This window comes from Kitasatospora sp. NPDC048296, assembly GCF_043201815.1.
GTDB lineage: Bacteria > Actinomycetota > Actinomycetes > Streptomycetales > Streptomycetaceae > Kitasatospora.
Genome location: NZ_JBICZB010000039.1, coordinates 41,180 through 58,971 on the forward strand (window position 1 = coordinate 41,180; position 17,792 = coordinate 58,971).

Genomic DNA, 17,792 nt, shown 5'->3' on the forward strand with positions numbered 1-17,792 from the left:
CCGGCCCGAGAACAGGAAGACCGAGGATGGCGAGAACACGGATCAAGGCGCCCGGCGGCGCCCGCTCCCGCACGGCTGGTGACGTGCTCGGGGCACTGGTGGCAGGCCTGCTGCTCGCCGCGCTGCTGGCCGGTATCCCCTACGGTCTGGTCCGGTTCATCGGCTGGCCGCTGCCGACCGAAGTGCCGTCCATGGACGCGCTGGGCGAGATGCTCCAGAACAGCGTCTCCGTCAGCGTCTTCATGGACATCCTGGCCGTTCTGGTCTGGCTGCTGTGGTTCCAGTTCCTGCTGTCCGTGGCGGTGGAGGTCCGCGCGGTCGTCTCGGGGGTGGAGATCCACCTGCCGGCCGCGGGGGCCTCCCAGGCGCTCGCGCGGAAGCTGGTCACCATGCTGCTGCTGGTCGGGGCCGGAACGCTGACGGCCACACAGGCCGCGTCGGCGGCAACACTCCCCCAGCACCTGGCCCTTCCCCAGCCGGTCGCCGCCACCGCGCAGGCCACCCCCGGCGCCGTCGTGCAGGCCTCCGCGCACACCGACGCCGCACCCGCGGCGGGCCCGGTCTACACCGTGCAGGCCGACGCCAACGGCCACCACGAGACGCTGTGGGACATCGCGCAGCGGCACCTGGGCGACGGGCGCCGGTTCGGTGAGATCTTCGACCTGAACAAGGGCCGCGTCCAGCCGGACGGCTCCACGATGACCGAGCCCGGCCTGGTGCGCGCCGGGTGGCAGCTGGTGCTTCCCGCCGACGCCAAGGACGTCCCCGGTGCCGCCGCCGAGGCCCCCGCCGTCGGCCAGGCCCAGGAGCGCACCGTCACCGTCCGGGACGGCGACACCCTCTCGGCGATCGCGGAGCACGAGCTCGGCAGCGCCGACGCCTACCCGAAGCTGCTGGAGGCCACCAAGAACGTCGAGCAGCCCGGCGGCCGCCACGTCACCGACCCGGACAAGTTGTTCCCCGGCGACACGATCGTGATCCCCGCCAGCGCGCTCGCCCCCGCGCAGCCCACCCCCGCTCCGCCGGCTGCCGTCCCCAACCAGCCGGCCCCGCCCGCCAAGACCCCCGCCCCGCAGACGCCGGAGACGTCGACGCCGAAGGCCCCCGAGACTGCGGCCCCGGCCGCGCCCGTCACCCCGGCACCGGCCGCGACCCCGCAGCAGGCCTCCCCCGCCAGCCCCGCCCCGGCCACCACGCCCGCTCCCACCTCCCCGGCCAGCCCAGCCCTGGCGCAGCAGAGCCACGCCCCGGCACCGGCCGCCCCCGAGGCCCCCGCGCCGGCGGCCGAGTCCCAGTCGCCGGTCTCGATCCAGGACGTCGCCGGGATCGGTGCGCTCCTGGGCGCCGGCCTGCTCGGGGTCCTCGCCTGGCGCCGCCGCGAGCAGCACAACGCCCGCCGCCCCGGCGAGACGATCGCGCTGCCGGAGACCACCAGCACCGCCGAGCAGGTCCTCGACCGTACGTCCTCCCCCGCCAGCGTCGAGCTCCTGGACCTCGCGCTGCGCACCCTGGCCGCCCGCAACCCCGGCGCCCTGCCCACCGTCCACGGCGCGAAGGTGACCGCCGACCGCGTCGAGATCCTGGTCGACGACCCCGACGAGGAGGCGCTGTCGCCGTTCACCGACCGTCCCGACGGCTGGTGGGGCGTACGCGCGGACCGGGCCGATCTGCTCACCCCGGAGCAGGCGCAGGACGTCCCGGCGCCCTACCCGGGCCTGTCCACGATCGGGGCCGGCCCCGACGGCACCCACATCCTGGCGAACCTCCCGCAGGCCGGGGTGCTGCTGCTGGAAGGCACCGACCAGCAGGTCCGCGAGGTCGCCCGCGGGATCGCGATGGAGGCGGGCACCTCGGCGTGGGGAGGCCACGTCGAGGTCCGCACCTGCGGCTTCGGGCTGGAGCTCCAGCAGCTCCTCCCGGCCTGCCGGGTGATGTACACCCCGAGCCTGGAGTCGGCGACCGCCGACCTGGCCCGGGTCCTGATCGAAGCTCACCAGGCCGAACACGAGGGAGGCGAGGAACCCCTGCCGTGGATGGTGATCTCCTCCGCCCGCGCCAGCCACGAGGAGCTGTACGCCTTCGCCGACCTGGTCGGCAAGGCGCGCGGCCAGCGGATCGCCGCAGTGCTCCCGGCCGCCGGCGCGGTGGAATTCTTCCCCGACGCCCAGGTGCTGGACGCCTCGCTCGCCGACCCGCAGCCGGTCGAGCCGCTGGGCGTCGCAGTCATCCTGCAACGCGTCACCGACGAGGCCTACCGGCAGCTGACCTCCGCCATCGCCCTCACCACCGAGCCGGCCCGCCCGGCCGAAGGCGCGTGGGCGCAGCTGACGGACCCGGACCGGGTGAGCGTGGTCACCGCACCAGTTCCGGCGCCCAGCCACCTGTCCCTGGTCAAGGACCAGCGCCAGGCGGACGAGCAGGACGAGCCGGACGAGGAAGCGGTCACCGACGCGGCGGAGCAGGACGACGACCAAGGCGCCGAGACCGAGGCGGTGCCCGCGGACGCAGACAGCCCCGAAGCCGCTGCCGCCGACTCGGCGGACGGCAAGCGGGTGCCCGTGCCCGGGCAGGCGTCGGCTCCCGCCGCAGCCCGTATCGACGTCGTCCGCGAGGCCCTGCCCGACGGCGAGGCGACCACCACGCCCGAGATCCAGATCCTCGGGCCGCTCCAGATCGTCGGCATCGGGAACGCCACCGTCTCGCCGAAGCTGGTCCTGCTGGCCTGCTACCTGATGTTCCGCAACGAGCGGAACCCGAGCAGCATCGGCGACGCCATGAACGCCGCCACCCCATGGGGCCCGAAGATGGTGGCCGAAGAGATGTCGCGCCTTCGCTCCCGGCTCGGGCTGGACGCCAACGGCGTGGCGCACGTGCGACCCAAGCCACGCGGCGTGCAGATGTACTCGCTCAGCGACGAGATCACCTCGGACTGGGCGAACTTCGTCCACCTCGCCGAGCGCGGCATCCCGAGGGGCCCCGCCGGCATCCTCGACCTGGAAGCCGCGATGGGGCTCGTCCGAGGCAAACCGTTCGGCGGGACCGCCGACCACTCCTGGGCCGCACCCCTGGCCCACACGATGACCTGCCGGATCATCGACACGGCCGAGCGGATCGCCGAGCTGCGCACCGGTGACGACGTCCTGGACATCGACGCCGCCCGCGCCGCGATCGACACCGGCCTCAACGTCGAGCCGACCGCCGAGCGGCTGTACCGGGCGTGGATGCGGATCGAGCACCGTGCCGGGCACCCGTCCGCGGTTCGGGACGTGATCGCCAGGGTCCGCAAGATGCAGATGGACTGGCAGCTCAGCGGCTTGCAGCCGCAGACCCTTGAGACGATCCGGCGCCTGACAGCCGTCCGGGAGACCGCCAGCGGCGTGTAGCACCGCCCCGCCCCCACTTCAGGGCCCGGCCGGACTCATCGGCCGGGCCCTTTCCCATTGCCGCTCCCCTGCCCCGAGGAACAGCCGATGTCCCACTCCCCTGCCGTCGTCGCCCTCGCCCTTGCCCTGGCCCTGGCCGTCGGCCTGCTCGTGATCCGCCCGGTCGCCTTCGCCTACACCCGCCCAGAGGACGACCCGGTCCCCGACGCCACCTGCCCCCACTGCAGCGCCGCGGTGCTCGGGAAGGGAGCAACCCCGGGGGCCTACATGGCCCTAGTGCTGCGCCGGCGCTGCGCCGCGTGCGGGTCCGTCGGGCCTGACGGCACCGCGCAACGGCCCGGTCCGCCGCTGCTGGCGCCCGAGGGCCTCGCCGTCGTCGGCACCGCCGCGATGCTGGCAGCCGGTGCCAACGGTGTGGTGCTGGCGGCCCAGTTGTGGCTGGTCGCGGTCGGGGCCGTGCTGGTGCTCACCGACTTCGCGGTTCACCGGATGCCTGATCACCTGACGGCTGCTGCCGGGATCGGCGTGGGCTTCCTGCTCACGGCGTCGGCATTCGCCTCCGGGCGCTGGGGCCCGCTGCTGCTGGCCGCGGTGGCCGCCTTCGGGCTGGGCTTCATGTACTTCGTGCTGGCGCTGTTCGGCCAGGGGCTCGGTGACGCGAAGCTGGTCCCGGGCCTGGCCGCGCTGGTGACCTGGCAGTACTGGTTCGGCTCGTTCTACGCCGTCTTCCTGGCCTGTGTGCTGGGGATCGTGCAGTGGATCGTTATGAAGGTGGCATTCCCGGCGACGACGCGGAAGACGGAGCTAATGCTCGGTCCGGCGCTGATCACGGGATTCCTGACCGTTTCGGCCTGCCTGGGGTGAGCGCCAGGCCGCAGTGCTCGCCAGGGAGGACACAAGGCGGCCGGGACCCGGTCGCCCCGGACCAGGCGCGGCCGGGACCCCCACAGCGACGCGGGCGTCCCCGGCTCTGGCCAGCCCCGGTCGGCCAGCCCCGGTCGGCCAGCCCCGGTCGGCCAGCCCCGGTCGGCCAGCCGCACCCTACAGTGGTGACCGCACTCGGCTCCGAACAAGGTGGTGGACGTGGCTTCTGACGACTTGGCGTTCTTCTCGATCGTGCAGGGGGAGGCGCAGCTGGACAGCGACAGGGCGTTGGTGGCCTTCCTTCGCGAGCGGATCGCCGAGCGGGACGGTCAGGCGACGGATGAAGAGCGGCATCTGCTGAGTGCGGTCCTGCGCGTCCTGAAGGTGTTCGACGCCGACTTCGAGGCGGTGTCTTCAGCAGGCCGCGATGACCGGGCAGCCGGACGGAGCGAAGCCCTGGGGTGGACCCTGCGGGCGGTGGCGTTCGCCGCGTTCTGGAGCCACCCGGCCTGGCAGCCGCAGTGGAGGCCGTGACGGCAGCTCGGCACCGTGCTGGGGAGCACCGGGAGGGAGGCAGGTGGTAGCTGACCCCTCCCGGGTTGCGGTTCACGGCAGGTCCCTCTGCGTGACGATCACGGCGCCGAAGTCCGCACGCGCCTGCCCGAGCACGCTCTTCGAGGGTGCGCCGGGTGCGCACCAGGCGGTCGCGGGTCCCGACGAGGAAGCGGCCGGGGTGGACCTCGGTGACCTTCCAGTCGGACAGGGCGTGCGGGCGCACGTCTGATCCGGCGGCCCGGGGGGAGGCAGGTACCAGGCAGCCTCACCGGACTAGTGCCGCGGCTGGCAACGTTTGCCCGGTTCGCGGCGCGCCGGACGGGTTCCACCCCGGCTGGTGCCGTCGCGGGACACTGAGAGCGAACGTTGCCAGCCGCGGCACTAGCCAGCGGACCGGTTCTCATCGAGGGGTGAGACCTGGTCGTCCGGCCAGCAGTCCGGGTTCTGGTAGATGCCAGGCTTGCGGTCAGGGGTGGCTTCGGTGATCGGGCCGTATTCCCATCCGTCGGCGCGCACGGTCACCACATTGTCGGTGACGACGAGCTGCCAGACGTCGTCGGTCTCGTCGCCCTGGGCGTCGACGGCGCCGTTCACCACGTGGCCGGGCAGGAGGAAGTGGCTGATCAGATACGCCATCCACTTCTCGGGCTCGTAGAACTGCGGCCCCCCGTTCCACCGGATGACGCTCCCCTCGCCCGTGGCTTCCCAGTGGCACCACCGGCTCGGCAGGTCATCGCCTGGCGTAGTTCTCCCAGGCCGCCTGAGGCAGCCTTGGTTCGGCAGAGCGTCAGCTCAGGTCTTCTGGCGTTGCGAGGGCGGGGCCGAAGTCGGCGCGGGCTTGGGCAAGGACGGCTTCGGAGGGCGCGCCTTGCGCGCACCATGCGGCAAGGTCGCGGGCCTCGACGAGGTAACGGCCGGGGTTGACCTCGGTAATGGTCCAGCCGGACAGATCCACGGCCTGGTTGAGGTGTGTGCTGTTGAGTAGCTGGATGGCGTGCACGTCAGGCAGGCGCCGGGCCCACAGCGGGTCGTTGTTGTACACGGCGTGGACGGGGACGGCGGGCAGCTCACGGCCGCGGTCCTCCCAGCCATAGGACCACTTCGGGGTCATGTCGATGAAGGCCAGGCGGGCCCGCGCGGCGTTGGCCAGGACGGCGTCCCGGGCCCGCTTCACCAGGGCCTCCCACCCGGCGGCCGGGTCGTAGACCTGGAGGACGGCCAGGCCGTCGTCCTGCGCCCACACCCGGGAGGCCCGAGGCCGGTCCGGGTCGAGGTAGGCGAGGGTGGTGCGGGTGTTGGCCAGCGACCGCGCCAGGTACCGGGCAACGTCGGTGGAGGGGACGCGCTGGAGAACGGCTCCGGCGGCGAGGTGCGCCTCTCCGCCGCTCCGGCCGGCCCAGGCGTACGCGCTCTGGCACCAGGGCTCGGCGAAGGTCCGCTCGGTGAGGGGCCGCTCCAGGGCGAGGAAGGCGCCCGCCCTGGGCTCCGCGCCGAAGCGGAACCAGCGCGGGGGCATCACTGCGGGGGTGGCGGCGACCCGGCCGGTGAGCCCGTGCACTGCAAGTGCGCGGGCGAAGGCGTCGAGCCAGGAGGTCAGGGAGTCTGGCCCCCAGTAGTCTTTCAGCGAAACACCGGCGCCTGCCAGAGTGAGCGCGGGGGCCTGACCCCACATCGCTCCCTCGGCCCCGTCGCCGTTGGCCGCGGCCACCGCCGCCTGGACGGCGTCAAGCAGCTCCGCCCCTCCCCCGGGGTGCTGCTGCTCCGGCACGTACTCGATCTGGCAGCCGTCGTGGCCGCGCTCTTCCAAGTCCCGCTCGATCGACGCGTGGTCGACCCGGACTCCCCCTGCGGTGGTCATGGCCCGGACTCTACCGACGGCCGCCGACACCAGCCCGAGATCCGCGAACCGGCCAATCTCAGCGAAGACCCTCCGCACGGTGCCGGGCGGCGGGAGGATCGCTCCATGGCCGAAACCGTGGAGCAGCACGACGACACCGGACTCCTTCCGGCGGACCCGGCCGGTCTGCGGCTGTCCCTCAGCGTCGAGTCCTGGCCGGCGGGGCCCGGCGGACGGGGCGTCGAGCACTGGTCGCTGCTGGCCCGTCACGAGCGCCTGGCGCCGGGGCAGCTGCCGAGCCGGACCGTCTTCGGCGTCGACCTGGCCCACGTCGGCGTGATCAGCCTGAGGCGGATCCCGCTCGCCCGGGGGCTGGTCGACCCTGCCGCCTACGACGAACTGACCGGGCGCGCCCGCGAACCGGCGCTCGACCAGGAGCTGCTCGACGCCGTCGCCGAGCAGGTGTTCACCCGCAGGGACGGCCGGCACCGCCTCGCGCCCGCGGTCCGGGACTGCCTGGGCAAGGGCCCGCGGGCCGACGTCGGCGACCTGCTGGTGCTGGAGGCCTACTCGATCACCGCCGACTGGGCGGTCCAGGACCTCGACCTGCTGCTGCTCGGCGAGGCGCTCGCCCGCGCCTCTGCCGCCGGGCCCTGCTTCGTGGCCACGGCCCCGTCCTTCCTGCGCACCGCCCCCGGTGAAGAGCCGCGGGTGCTCGGCGCGCTGCGCCGTGCCGGGTTCCGCCCGCTGGCCGGGCTCGTGATGGTCGCCCCCGGCACGGGGGTGCCGCGGCTCACCGGCCGTGGGAGCAACGCCCCGACCTGGCGCCACCGGGCCGCTCCGTGATCAGTGGGCCTGCCGGCCGACCGTTCCGCACCCCGGGCCCCGCGTTCCAGAGGTCCGATGGCCGGTCAGGCGGCGGCCCGACGGCCTGGCCGTCTCACACCAGCGAGCCGTGGAGGTCGAGGCTCTGCTGGGCAGCGTCCGCCGGGGCCGGGAATCGCTCGCACAGCTGGTTGTAGTACCGGCGGACGCTGTCCTGGCTCACCGGACCGTCGCCGGACTTGTTGCTCCTGTACGCGCGCGCGTGCAGGTAGTCGGCGAGCTCCGTCTCTTTCGGACCGAACTTCGGGTGTCGCCCGAACTCAGCGACGAATGCCTGGAACCCCTCGGCCCAGCCGGAGGGGATCTTCTGGAAGTCGTCGGTCTGCTGGGTGACCACGGGGCCGGTCACGGAACCGAGAGCGGAGACCCGCGCGGCGGGGACGGGCTGCCCGCTCGCGGGCTGCCACTGCTGGTGGACGGCTTCCTCAGCCGGCTGCGCAATGCCGCTCTGCGCGGCGGCGGCAGCGGGCCCGTCGTGCGCATCGCTCATGCGCAGAAGATCGGCTTCCGCGGCGCCCCCGACGGCCGCCCCGGCAACCTGCGCAACGCCGGCCGGTGCTTCCGCCGACTCCGGTTCCACGTGCGCAATCACCGCCTCATAGGTGCTGACCTGCATAAACGCCTGTTCTGATTGCGCAGCGAACGGCTGCGCAATCTCCGGCTCCACCGCGTGCGCAGGGAATTCCTGCGCAAGATGATCTTGCGCAATCGTCCCGGCGTGCTGCTGCGCAAGGGCCTTGCGCAGCTCGATCTCGCCGGGCTGGACCTGCGCATGCGCAACGGCGCGGTCGGCCTGGTCGAGTACGGGGGCACCCGCGCGGACGGTCTGCGCGTGGTGGGCGAGGAGGCGGGCGAGCGGTTCGGCGTCGACGCCGGCGGCGGCCAGGCCCGCCTCGTAGGTGACCTCCAGCGGCACGCCGAGCCCGGCGAGCTTCTTCGGCAGGGCGGCTGCGGGCGACAGGCCCCGGTCCCGGAAACGGCGCCACCAGGAGCGCTTCTTCGTCGCCACGAGGGTGTTGTAGGTCTGCAAGGCCTGCTCGCCGCGGATCGCGTCGTCGAGGCTGCGGATCTCCCACAGCTGCATGCGGCGCCACAGCCGCCAGGTCTGACCGGGTGCCAGGAGCCACCGAATCAGGCGGATCTTGTCGATCGCCCGGTCGGAGGTGAGCCGGGCCAGCCGGGCGATGGCATGGCGGCCGGCCTCGGAGATGATGATGAAGAGGATCGGGATCACCGCGTGCATGCCCACGCCGAGGGGGTCCGGCCACGAGGCGGATGCGTTGAATGCAATGGTGGCGACCGTGAGCAGCCACGCGGTCGGCCGCACCAGGGGGAACGGGATGCGCAGCCAGGTGAGGACGAGGTCGAGCGTCAGGAGCACGAGGATCCCCGCATCGACGCCGATCGGGAAGACGTTCGCGAAGAAGCCCATGCCCTTGCGGAAGGCGACATCGCGGACGGCGAGGTAGGACCCGCCGAGGCCGACCGTCGCGATGAACAACGCGCCCAAGGCGACGGCGCCGATCATCCACCAGTGGATCGTCTTCAGGACCGGCCGGGTCACTTGCTCCCCCTTGCAACGTACTCATGTTCAGGGGGTCACTGTGTCACGTGGGTCTGTCGTAGTCACAAGACATAAGGGCCGGGACGGCTTCTGGGCCCACCGCGTGGAGCATTCGGATACTCAACGCCACGGAGCGGTGGCGTTCCGCGTTCGAGCGGATCGGCCTCGGGAGCTGGTGCGCGGGAGGGCGGTTGACGGGGTGTCGGTCAGGGGCCGATGACGAGCCAGTAGATGAGGGAAGTCGAGGGCGCGGTGGTACCGGTGGAGGATGCTGATCGGTCGGCCGCCGGTGGCGCCCTCGTCGAGGTGCACGACGTAGTCCTCCGCCTGGGGGTCGTAAGAGGGCCGCCTCTCCCCCGTCCGCGGGTCGACCTCCAGCTGGGCACGGACGGAGTGGACGGCACGGGCCTCCGTGGCGGTGAGCTCCACGAGGCCCTCCTTCTCCACGCTGTCGGAGAAGGCGACGAAGGTGCTCACCGGGCGGCCGCCATCTTCTCGCGCAGTTCGGCGGTCGAGGCGGAGACGGGCAGCCGCAGTGCGGCGACGGCCTGGGGGGTGGTGCTACGGCGCACGTAGGCCCGGTAGCGCTCGGCGAGTGCGGGGAACTGGTCGAGCCGGGTATTGGCGAGGTCCGCCTCCAGGCGGTCCAGCCGGGTGTCGATGCCGAGCTGGGCCAGGCCGGCCAGTGCTGCCTTCAGCTGGGGCAGGGTGTCCATGGGGGGCGGGGTCGGTTCGGCGTACTGGGCTGCGGTGCTCACTGGGCGCTCTCCTTCGTCTCGTCCGATGACGCTACTGCTTCTTGGCGAGTCAGCGGAAGGAATCCCCCGAGGCGGACGGTCGGTCAGGCCGGGGCCGGTCGGCGGTGGCGTCGGTCGGGGGTCTGGCGCACGTCCGCGGGTGGCGTAGCGACCAGTGCGACACGCCGTCCGAATTTCGGCTTATTAGCTTGCTGGATACCTGATGGGCCAGAATGCGGCCATGACCGCCCCTTCACCCGAGGCTCCGACATCTTCCAAGCGCGGCCGCGGCCGGCCCAAGGCACCGCCGTCCGACTGGGAGTCGTTCGGGACCTACCTGCCCGAGTCGCTGGCCCGGAGGTTCAGGTCCGCCTGCTCGCTCAGGGGTATCGAGATTCGCGAGGGGGCCCGTGAGGCCGTCGAGGAGTGGGTCAGGGCGCAGGCTTTCCGGCTCGACCCGGAGCCCGACGCCCCCGGCGGCTCCGAGGCCGCGACCGGCCGCCAGTCCGAGCCCGAGATCGAGCACGGCTCCTCGCCGTCGTAGCCATGCCGCCGGGCCAGGCTCCGGCGCGTCCCCGTCCAGCAGATCGAGTTAGGTATCCGATGACCATCCTCGCCGCCATCTCTCCCCGGTCCACGGGGAAGACCACCGCCATCTGGTGGTTGCTGCACGCCCTCGCGGCACGCGGTTACCCAGCGAAGGGGTTCGACGCCGACGAGTCCGAGCAGCTGTACCGCTGGTGGAAGGCTCGCCCCGAGGACGAGGACGGCAACCCGCTCGACGGGCTCAGCTTCGAGGTCGAGAAGCTGGCGTCCAAGCGCTTCCACGAGGAGGCACCGGGGAAGCTTCCCGAGGGGAGCATCGGCGCGGTGGACTGCGGTCACCTGGAGAACCACGCTGGCATCGGGTGGAGCGTCCTGCGCGTGGCCGATCTGGTCATCGTGGTCTGCGCGTCGACTCCTGGGGATGTTGAGCGCATCGAGGAACTCCCGATGGGTCACTTCATCGACCAGGTGATCCCGAAGAGGGCGGACAAGAAGCGGCCGAACACGTGGGCGCTGATCGTGCGCGTCCAGCCGGGGACCACCGTCGCCCCGACCGGGGTCCGGGACGACCTCAAGGCCCTCGGGTTCAACGTCTTCACGACCATGATCCCTGCGACTCAGCAGTACGCGGGGACGGCGGAGGGCGTCCCCATCCATGCCCCCGGGTCGGCGTTCGACGAGCTGGTGACGGAGATGGAGACCAGGGGGCTGATCAGCAAGTGAGTAAGCCGAAGAGGGTCGACCCGGCGGTACTCCGGGCTCAGCGTGAGGCCCGTCGCCTGGCCGATGCAGCTGCCGAGGCGGCGGCAGCGGCCGCTGCCGCTGGTGAGACGGCGGGAACCGGAGACGGTCGGGGGCAGGAGCTGGTGCCCGTCGGTGCTCCGGCTGAGCCAGTGTTCGCTCAGGGCCGCCCGCAGCCGATGATCCGGTTGGAAGACCTCCCGGTGGCGATCGACGCCCCGGATGCCGACGGGCCGCTGAGTGCGGACGAGGAGGAGCGCTGGGATCTGTGCCGGCAGAGCTTCCGGCAGGCCAAGGATGCCTGGTTCGTGGCGGGCCGGGCGATGGACATCGCTCTGCGTGGACGGCTGTGGCGCGCGGACTACGCGACGGCGGCGTTGTGCATCGAGGGCGAGATGGGGATGTCCACCTCGAACGCGTACCGGCAGATGGGAGGGTCCGAGGTCGCCGCCATCCTGGCCTCTCCTCCGCGGCTTGAGCTGGAGGCCGGCCTTTCGACCGCGGACGCCTCTATCGAACAGGAATCGAACGATCTGTCCCGCACGCGGGACAACGGGACCGCGCACCAGGCCTCCCCCACCGCGGCGACGGCGGACGGTTCGCCGACCCTGGACACCGAGCCGCAGCACTACGGCACCGGCGGGACGCCTGGAGTCGAACAGGAATCGAACGATCTGTCCCGCACGCGGGCCAACGGGACCGCGCACCCAGCGCTTGGCGCCGAACCGGCATCGGCGGACGCCTCGCAGGCACCGACCTCGGCGGCGCCGGCCGAAGAGCCCGCTATCGAACAAGAATCGAACGATCTGTCCCGCACGCGGGACAACGGGAATCCGGGCGCCAAGCCGACGGGGCGGCAAGAGCCTGCCGCGCAGGCGGAACCCACGATCATCAGCCAGCGTGCGGCGGAGGCGCTGAACCCGATCCGGGAGGACTACGGCGCCGCCGTCGCGGCGGAGGCCTACCGCACGATCAGCAAGGCCACCGGGACGCAGGTCCTCACCGGCAAGGCCATCAGCGGCGTGATGCGCGAGCTGCCCCGCAAGAAGGCCGAGGCCCTCACTCCAGAGCAGCTGCACGAGCGCATCAAGTCGGTGGTCGCCAAGCAGAAGGCGGCCAAGGACAACCCGCTCCAGGACCTCGCGCAGTACGTTGCCGCGGCCTCCAAGTTCAGCCGCCAAATGGAAGGGCTCGCCGAAGCTCACCGCAAGGCGGCGAAACACGACCCCGAAGCCGCCGAACAGCTGATGTCCCAGCTGCGGACACACCTGTCCGAGGCCGCCGACGGCCTCCCCGTCGGCTAGTTGCCCCCCGGGAAGCCGGCCCGGGACTCGATCGCTTCTCGATCACCGAAGGCGGTGTTCACACCCTGCGGGGTGCGGGCGCCGCCTTCGCCCGTCGCGGGCCCGGCATCGCGGGCTCAGCGCCGGCTCGGCCGACCCGCCCAGACTCGCCCGGCCGGGCGGCGGTCGCGGCCCGCGCGTCGTCTTGTCCCGCGTGCGGGACAGACCGTTCGATTCCTGTTCGACCGCGGTGGTGTGCTCGTCGGCCCGAACAGGCGAGTACCCCGCGCGTCCTCGGCAGGACGCGGCCGCGCCTACGACAGTCTTCCGACAGCAGCACCACCGAAGGGAAGACGCCTATGTGCACCACCGCCGAGCCGGACGCCGTCCACGACCCGCTGACCTCAGCGCTGATCGACGGCGTGGGATACAACTCCGTCCACGAGGACGGCCGGATGCGGGTGGTCATGGACCCCGAGGCATTCGACGCATTCCTGGAGCTCTTCGAGAGGCGCAAGCGCCACCTTCCGGTGCCGGAGTCGGCGCTCGACTACCTCCGGCAGTACCGCGCGCCCGTGTGCGCGGCCGACCTCGACTTCGGCGGCATGAGTCCCTGCATGCGGCCAGTGCAGGTAGGCCGGCGCTGCGGCGCCCACCCAGCCTTGGGCCAGGTCCACCCGAGGGCCTCCCAGGCCCTCGACTCGCTGTCGCCCCGGGCCCGGCGCTTCTGGGAGCTCCTCATCGAGAAGCCGTGGCTGCGCAACCTGCGCAAGGACCGGATGCCCGAACGGCTCGACGTGTCCGCTTCGACGATCAGCCGCAGCCTCACCGAGCTGCGGTCGATGCACCTGGTGGTGCGGAGCCGCACACACTGGCAGACCATTCCGCACCCTGCTGTTGCCTTCTTCGGCCCCGCCACGCTCCAGCAGAGGGAGCTGGTCCAGCTGGACACGGCGCAGCGCGCGGCGTTCGAGCACCTGGAGTCGGCCGCCTGAGCGCCCGGCCCGGTGCGGCGGTGCTGTGAATCCGCGGGTGCCGTGGCCGCCGAAAACGGTGCGCCCGGTGCCACGGACGCCGGGCCGAGCCGCGCGAGCCGTGACCGGTGGACTCGTGTCACAGGGCGCGCTGGTCCGGTGCCGTTTCCAGCGGAAGGGGCACCGGACCGGCGCTGCCTGCCGGTGGTGGAGGCTGGTGCAGCGGTCTGGGTCGCTGGCCTGGACCGGCCGGCTGGTTTAGGCCGCCAGGTTCTTCAGGTCGGCGAGGGTGAGGGTGTGGGGGTGCCGTCCGTCGAGCTGCTGGAGGTAGTCCTCGATCCTCGGGGCGGGGCGGGTGGTGCTGCGGGGGCGGCCGATGAAGGTGTCGCGGCCGTTGGAGTCGGCCAGTTGCTGGATGAACTCGGCCAGTGCGCCCCGGCCGCCGGTGCCAGCGAGGCCGAAGCCGTGGGCCCGCCGTTGGGGGAGCAGGGCCAGGGTGCCTCGGTCTGTGCGCATCCAGAACGTGTCGCGGTCGATGATCAGCGAAGCGAGGGATTCGCCGTCGCGCAGGCCGACGGGGGTGTAGGTGCGGTAGGTCCACTGGTCGATGTCCTGGGTCTTCCAGGGCAGCGCGCGCGAGCGCCCGTCGTCGGTGCACGTGCGGAAGTGCTCGCCGATGACGGGCAGTCCGAAGGCGGGGTCGGTGAAGGTGCGTCGGCAGACGCAGCCGGTGCCCGCGATGGCGGAGGGGCTGTCGGCGTCCTCGTCCACGCAGGCGTGGAAGAGCTTGGGGATCTCCTGGTTGGCGACCAGCGTGGTGTGCAGGGGGTTGGGCTCGCAGCGCTGCAGCCGGTCGAGCCACTCCTGGACGTAGGCGCTGCGGTGCTCGATGACGACTGTGCCCTGCACGTGGGCCGTCACGACGCCGAGGTCCGGCTCGGTGTACAGGACGAAGTGCCCGAAGGGCTTGGTCGGGTCGTACGTGAGCTTCAGGTCCTGCTGGGTCCCGGTCATGGTTTCCCCACCTCTGCGGCTTCTCAACGTGCCTGTACGGTCACGCTCAGTCTTCCATCGCGGGTCCACCGGCGGGGCCGGTTCGGGAACCTGCTGGCCCGGCCGCACCGGCTGGGTTCAGCGGCGGATCGGCGGGTTGTCGCTGGGCCCGTAGGCGCGCAGCTGCGGGGGGAAGGCCGTCCGGGCGGCGCCACCACACGTCGAGGCCGCAGGCGCCGAGGGCGACGGGCAGGGCCTGGCGGACGGCCTCTTCGACGGCGGCGCGCAGGATCCATCCCTCTGTTGTCCATAGCCAGACAGCAAGCAGGTCGCCTTGGCTTGCTGAGGCAATGAGGGAACCCATCTGCTTGCGCAGCGCGCGGCCGTTGTAGCGGGTCGGGATGACCTTGGCGGTCCTGTCGATAGTCACGGGGGAGGAGGGTAGCTACGAGCCACGACGATGTTCGGGCTCGGAGTGCGCCTCCCGAAGGTGTCGTGCTCGGTCCCCGGGCGGCAGGGGCACGGTTCCGGCAGTGCGACCGGCCGTGGCGGAGTGTCACTTGATGACTGGTCAATCACTGAAAGTATCGAAATTCCCTCGATTGCGTGACTCTGTGTACATTCTGGCCGTGATCATAGAGTTCGCCGACCCCGACCGGCCGGCCAACGACCGCTTGACGGTAGTTGCCCGCCAGGTGCGTCCTGTCCGGTATCGAAGCCGCGAACTGCGCCGGTCGGTGGGTGATCTCATCGGGCGCACAGGACACGACGACCTCTTGGCCGGGGCACTGTGGCTGGCCGAAGGACAGGCCGCCCGCTCGGTCACCGATGAGATCGTGGACTGGGAATCGAACCTGAGCAACCAGATCAGCATCCTGGAACGGGACCTGAAGGGCATTACCCGCGCCTCCATCAAGCACGAGGCCACACAGGCGGCCACCGCCGCCCTCGCCGTCTACCGGCGCGAGCTCGCCATCATCTCAGCCGCCCGCGTTGCCGCCGAGGGGGCCTTCGAACGTCTGCGGGATCGCTTCGGAAGCGACGTCACGGACCTCTTCACTCAAGACCGTCCCAATTCCCCCGCCGAGGAGGTGTTTGACCAGTGGTTGGTGGCAGACCAGGCCATCGACAGCGCAGTCGAGCAGTACAACGCTCTCAACGCGGAGTACCGCCGGCTGATGTCCGCCGCGGCACGGAGAGAGGCCTTCGCCGCCACTGACTGCAGCATCTCGCAAGCCGAACTGGAGAGCCTCGACGGCGACGCTCTGGAGCGGCTGACTGCCAGGCTCCTCCAGCGCGATGGGCTGGTTCTGGTCAGGGCCGGCGGCGGCCCCGGCGACCAAGGCGTCGACCTCATCGCGCTGACACCCGGCGACGTCCGAATCGCCGTCCAGTGCAAGTTCCGCCAACGCCGTCCCATCGGCCCCGAAGTCGTCTATGTCCTGAACGGCACCGCCCGGGACCTCCACGACGCCAGGATCGCCGTGGTCGTGACCAATCAGCAGTTCTCGGACCAAGCGATTCAGGACGCCCGCACTCTCGGTGTCCACCTTGTCGACGGGCACCGCCTCGATCTCTGGGCCACCTGGGGCGAGAGCCTGTACGACCTCATCGGGCACACCGTCTCTCCGAGCCTTCCCGATCTGGCTGGTACCGACGCCTCCTGAGCAGCCCGGCGACGAGTCACCTACCGGTTGAGGCCCCACGGCTGGGGCGCCACCCCGACACCATCCACGTCCTGCCCGACGACCGGATCGCAGACACCGGAGGTTCAGTGCGCCTTTGCCTCAGGTGCGGGCATTGCGCAGCGCAATGCCGTTGCGCGGAGAAGCGCATGCGCGACGATCATGCGCAATGACCGGCTGCGCAACGGTCTTCCTGGCCATTGCGCATGATCCTTCTGCGCAATCTGAACAGGCATTTCCGCTGGTCAGAGCCACTGCGCAGAGCATCGCGCACGGGCCAGGGCGGTCTATGCGCGATGCGCACGGATGGCGCTCTCGCTGCGGCCCAGCGTCCCGGCTGCGCAAACCCGCCCGCCTGCGCCCGAGTCGCCACCCCTACCAGGGGGCCCTGCCGGATGACCGTCGCCTGACAGTCGGGGGCCGACTGCCGGGCGCTGGCATCTCAAGTCGCTCAGGGGTGGTCCACGTTGCGCCGGGACCCCGGTTGGCCCGGCCGCAGGCCGAGGAGCCGTGCAAGGCCGCGGCCCGGGGCGGTGGGCCGTGTGCGGGAAGTGAGCAGCCAGTTCTCCCAGGACTCGGCGTTGTCCAGGGCGTGGGGTGGGACGCCGAGGCGGCCGAGAGCGCCGGGGTAGGTGCGTTCGTAGGCGGTGTTGTACGCCATGGCGGTCTCTGGCGCGGCGAGCATCCACGGGGCCGGGCAGTGGCTGATGCGCAGGCTGGCGGTACGGGTGCGGCGATGGACCTGGCCGTTAAGCAGGCCGTGGGCGATCAGGCCCTGCCAGCGGTCGGCGTCGGCGATGGATCCGGCCATCTCCCAGGGGGTGATCAGGGCGGTCTGGGTAGCAAAGATCCAGGGCAAGCCGAGGATGCGGAACAGGTGGGTGCGGTGCGCGCCGCCGCTGTTGAGGTTGTAGACGGGTCCTTCGGGGCCGTTGATCGTGACGAGGTCGACGGGGCCCTCGTTGTCGAGCAGGTGGTGGTTCAGGAAAGCGGGCAGGTCGCTGTCGGGTTCGGCGAGGAGTTCGCCTGCGGCGCGCGGGATCCAGGAGGAGGAGCGGCCGTAGCCGGAGCGGTCGATGCGGCCCCAGACGGGGTCGGCGGCTTCCACGATCGCGTTGGTGCGGACCCAGCCGCAGCTGGTGGCGTTGCACCACGGCTGCTCCCCGAGGTTCAGGTGGTCCTCCAGCACCGGGACCTGGGGCTCGGTGGCGCGCAGCCGGGCGGCGGCCTGTTCGACGTGGTCGGGGATGGCTGCGCCGTCCCATTGCCGGCGTAGATCGGCGATCGCGGCGGCGAGGTCGGCGAGGGGCTGCGCGCCGTGGTCGAAGGCCGCTTCCAGCTGGTCGTCGTCCGGGCAGGGGTAGGTCGGCGTTGCCAGGGCGTCCGCCAAGCCGCTGTCATCGGTCGGTGGGAAGGCGGGTTGCCGGAGGGTGCCGCTCTCGAAGGGGGCGAGCACTTCGGGGACGGCGCAGGGGACGGCCGCCCAGCCCATGGCGAGGGTGCCGTCGGTGGCGGTGGCGTGGACGGTGCCGTCGTCGTCCAGGCGCACGGTCCACTCCTGTCCCGGTTGGGGTCGGCCCGAGGCGCGGGCCGGGAGGGCGGCGGCCAGGTGGAGGCTCTGCGCCCGGGGAGAACGCTTGGGAGTCGTGTTGTCGAAGAAGTCCTGGGCGATCGCGGTCAGGGTTTGCTCGTCCATCTCGAACGGATCCACGGGTGTTTCCCTTCGGTGCGGGTGGGCGGGAGGC

General features: G+C 71.7%; 17 protein-coding genes. 9 read left to right on the forward strand and 8 right to left on the reverse strand.

Translation table 11 applies throughout. From position 1 onward, the window contains the following. Positions 1 to 26 precede the first annotated feature (26 nt). From ACGF12_RS22750 to ACGF12_RS22760, 3 genes are all read left to right on the forward strand, one after another. Complete coding sequence (locus ACGF12_RS22750; RefSeq protein WP_393032927.1) at positions 27 to 3,383, forward strand: hypothetical protein; 3,357 nt, start codon at positions 27 to 29, stop codon at positions 3,381 to 3,383. 87 nt (positions 3,384 to 3,470) lie between these two features. Further along, entirely contained in the window at positions 3,471 to 4,247 is a 777-nt protein-coding gene (locus tag ACGF12_RS22755) for a prepilin peptidase (protein ID WP_393032930.1), read from the forward strand. Between the two features lie 219 nt (positions 4,248 to 4,466). Beyond that, on the forward strand, positions 4,467 to 4,781 hold the full coding sequence (locus ACGF12_RS22760; RefSeq protein ID WP_393032933.1) for a hypothetical protein: 315 nt from the start codon (positions 4,467 to 4,469) through the stop codon (positions 4,779 to 4,781). Positions 4,782 to 5,183: 402 nt separating this feature from the next. Here ACGF12_RS22760 and ACGF12_RS22765 read toward each other — a convergent pair whose 3' ends face one another. Both ACGF12_RS22765 and ACGF12_RS22770 read right to left on the reverse strand, forming a co-directional pair. Further along, positions 5,184 to 5,438, reverse strand: a complete 255-nt coding sequence (locus tag ACGF12_RS22765; protein ID WP_393032936.1) for a hypothetical protein — start codon at positions 5,436 to 5,438, stop codon at positions 5,184 to 5,186. Between the two features lie 151 nt (positions 5,439 to 5,589). Next, positions 5,590 to 6,660: a hypothetical protein gene (locus ACGF12_RS22770; protein WP_393032939.1), complete on the reverse strand. Its 1,071-nt coding sequence runs from the start codon at positions 6,658 to 6,660 to the stop codon at positions 5,590 to 5,592. A 105-nt stretch (positions 6,661 to 6,765) separates the two neighbouring features. Between ACGF12_RS22770 and ACGF12_RS22775 the strand changes: the two genes are divergently transcribed. Continuing rightward, positions 6,766 to 7,485 carry a hypothetical protein gene (locus ACGF12_RS22775; protein WP_393032942.1) on the forward strand — a complete coding sequence of 240 codons (720 nt, stop codon included), beginning with the start codon at positions 6,766 to 6,768 and terminating at the stop codon, positions 7,483 to 7,485. A gap of 94 nt (positions 7,486 to 7,579) precedes the next feature. On the opposite strand, the gene ACGF12_RS22780 is transcribed toward ACGF12_RS22775, so the two are convergent. The 3 genes from ACGF12_RS22780 to ACGF12_RS22790 all read right to left on the reverse strand — a co-directional run bounded on the left by ACGF12_RS22780 (position 7,580) and on the right by ACGF12_RS22790 (position 9,846). Next, positions 7,580 to 9,088, reverse strand: a complete 1,509-nt coding sequence (locus ACGF12_RS22780) for a DUF2637 domain-containing protein (RefSeq protein WP_393032945.1) — start codon at positions 9,086 to 9,088, stop codon at positions 7,580 to 7,582. A gap of 120 nt (positions 9,089 to 9,208) precedes the next feature. Further along, entirely contained in the window at positions 9,209 to 9,565 is a 357-nt protein-coding gene (locus ACGF12_RS22785; RefSeq protein ID WP_393032948.1) for a hypothetical protein, read from the reverse strand. Beyond that, the gene (locus tag ACGF12_RS22790; protein ID WP_393032951.1) at positions 9,562 to 9,846 is read right to left on the reverse strand and encodes a hypothetical protein; all 285 of its coding nucleotides are present in this window, start codon (positions 9,844 to 9,846) and stop codon (positions 9,562 to 9,564) included. The genes ACGF12_RS22785 and ACGF12_RS22790 overlap by 4 nt, the downstream gene beginning before the upstream one ends. A gap of 220 nt (positions 9,847 to 10,066) precedes the next feature. On the opposite strand from ACGF12_RS22790, the gene ACGF12_RS22795 reads away from it, so the two are divergent. The 4 genes from ACGF12_RS22795 to ACGF12_RS22810 all read left to right on the forward strand — a co-directional run bounded on the left by ACGF12_RS22795 (position 10,067) and on the right by ACGF12_RS22810 (position 13,390). After that, positions 10,067 to 10,369, forward strand: coding sequence for a hypothetical protein (locus ACGF12_RS22795; protein WP_393032954.1), 303 nt, complete (start codon positions 10,067 to 10,069; stop codon positions 10,367 to 10,369). A gap of 59 nt (positions 10,370 to 10,428) precedes the next feature. Then, a complete protein-coding gene (locus ACGF12_RS22800) occupies positions 10,429 to 11,094 on the forward strand; it encodes a plasmid partition protein (RefSeq protein WP_393032957.1) in 666 nt (221 codons plus the stop codon). Between the two features lie 221 nt (positions 11,095 to 11,315). Continuing rightward, on the forward strand, positions 11,316 to 12,416 hold the full coding sequence (locus tag ACGF12_RS22805; RefSeq protein WP_393032960.1) for a hypothetical protein: 1,101 nt from the start codon (positions 11,316 to 11,318) through the stop codon (positions 12,414 to 12,416). Between the two features lie 338 nt (positions 12,417 to 12,754). After that, on the forward strand, positions 12,755 to 13,390 hold the full coding sequence (locus ACGF12_RS22810; protein ID WP_393032963.1) for a hypothetical protein: 636 nt from the start codon (positions 12,755 to 12,757) through the stop codon (positions 13,388 to 13,390). A gap of 237 nt (positions 13,391 to 13,627) precedes the next feature. Here ACGF12_RS22810 and ACGF12_RS22815 read toward each other — a convergent pair whose 3' ends face one another. Both ACGF12_RS22815 and ACGF12_RS22820 read right to left on the reverse strand, forming a co-directional pair. Beyond that, positions 13,628 to 14,383, reverse strand: a complete 756-nt coding sequence (locus ACGF12_RS22815) for a hypothetical protein (protein WP_393032966.1) — start codon at positions 14,381 to 14,383, stop codon at positions 13,628 to 13,630. 46 nt (positions 14,384 to 14,429) lie between these two features. Further along, positions 14,430 to 14,792 (reverse strand): hypothetical protein, encoded by a 363-nt coding sequence (locus ACGF12_RS22820; protein ID WP_393032969.1) that lies wholly within the window; start codon positions 14,790 to 14,792, stop codon positions 14,430 to 14,432. A 199-nt stretch (positions 14,793 to 14,991) separates the two neighbouring features. Between ACGF12_RS22820 and ACGF12_RS22825 the strand changes: the two genes are divergently transcribed. After that, entirely contained in the window at positions 14,992 to 16,029 is a 1,038-nt protein-coding gene (locus ACGF12_RS22825; protein WP_393032972.1) for a restriction endonuclease, read from the forward strand. A gap of 469 nt (positions 16,030 to 16,498) precedes the next feature. Here the strand turns inward: ACGF12_RS22825 and ACGF12_RS22830 are convergent, their stop codons facing one another. Next, entirely contained in the window at positions 16,499 to 17,758 is a 1,260-nt protein-coding gene (locus ACGF12_RS22830) for a hypothetical protein (protein WP_393032975.1), read from the reverse strand. Positions 17,759 to 17,792 lie beyond the last annotated feature (34 nt).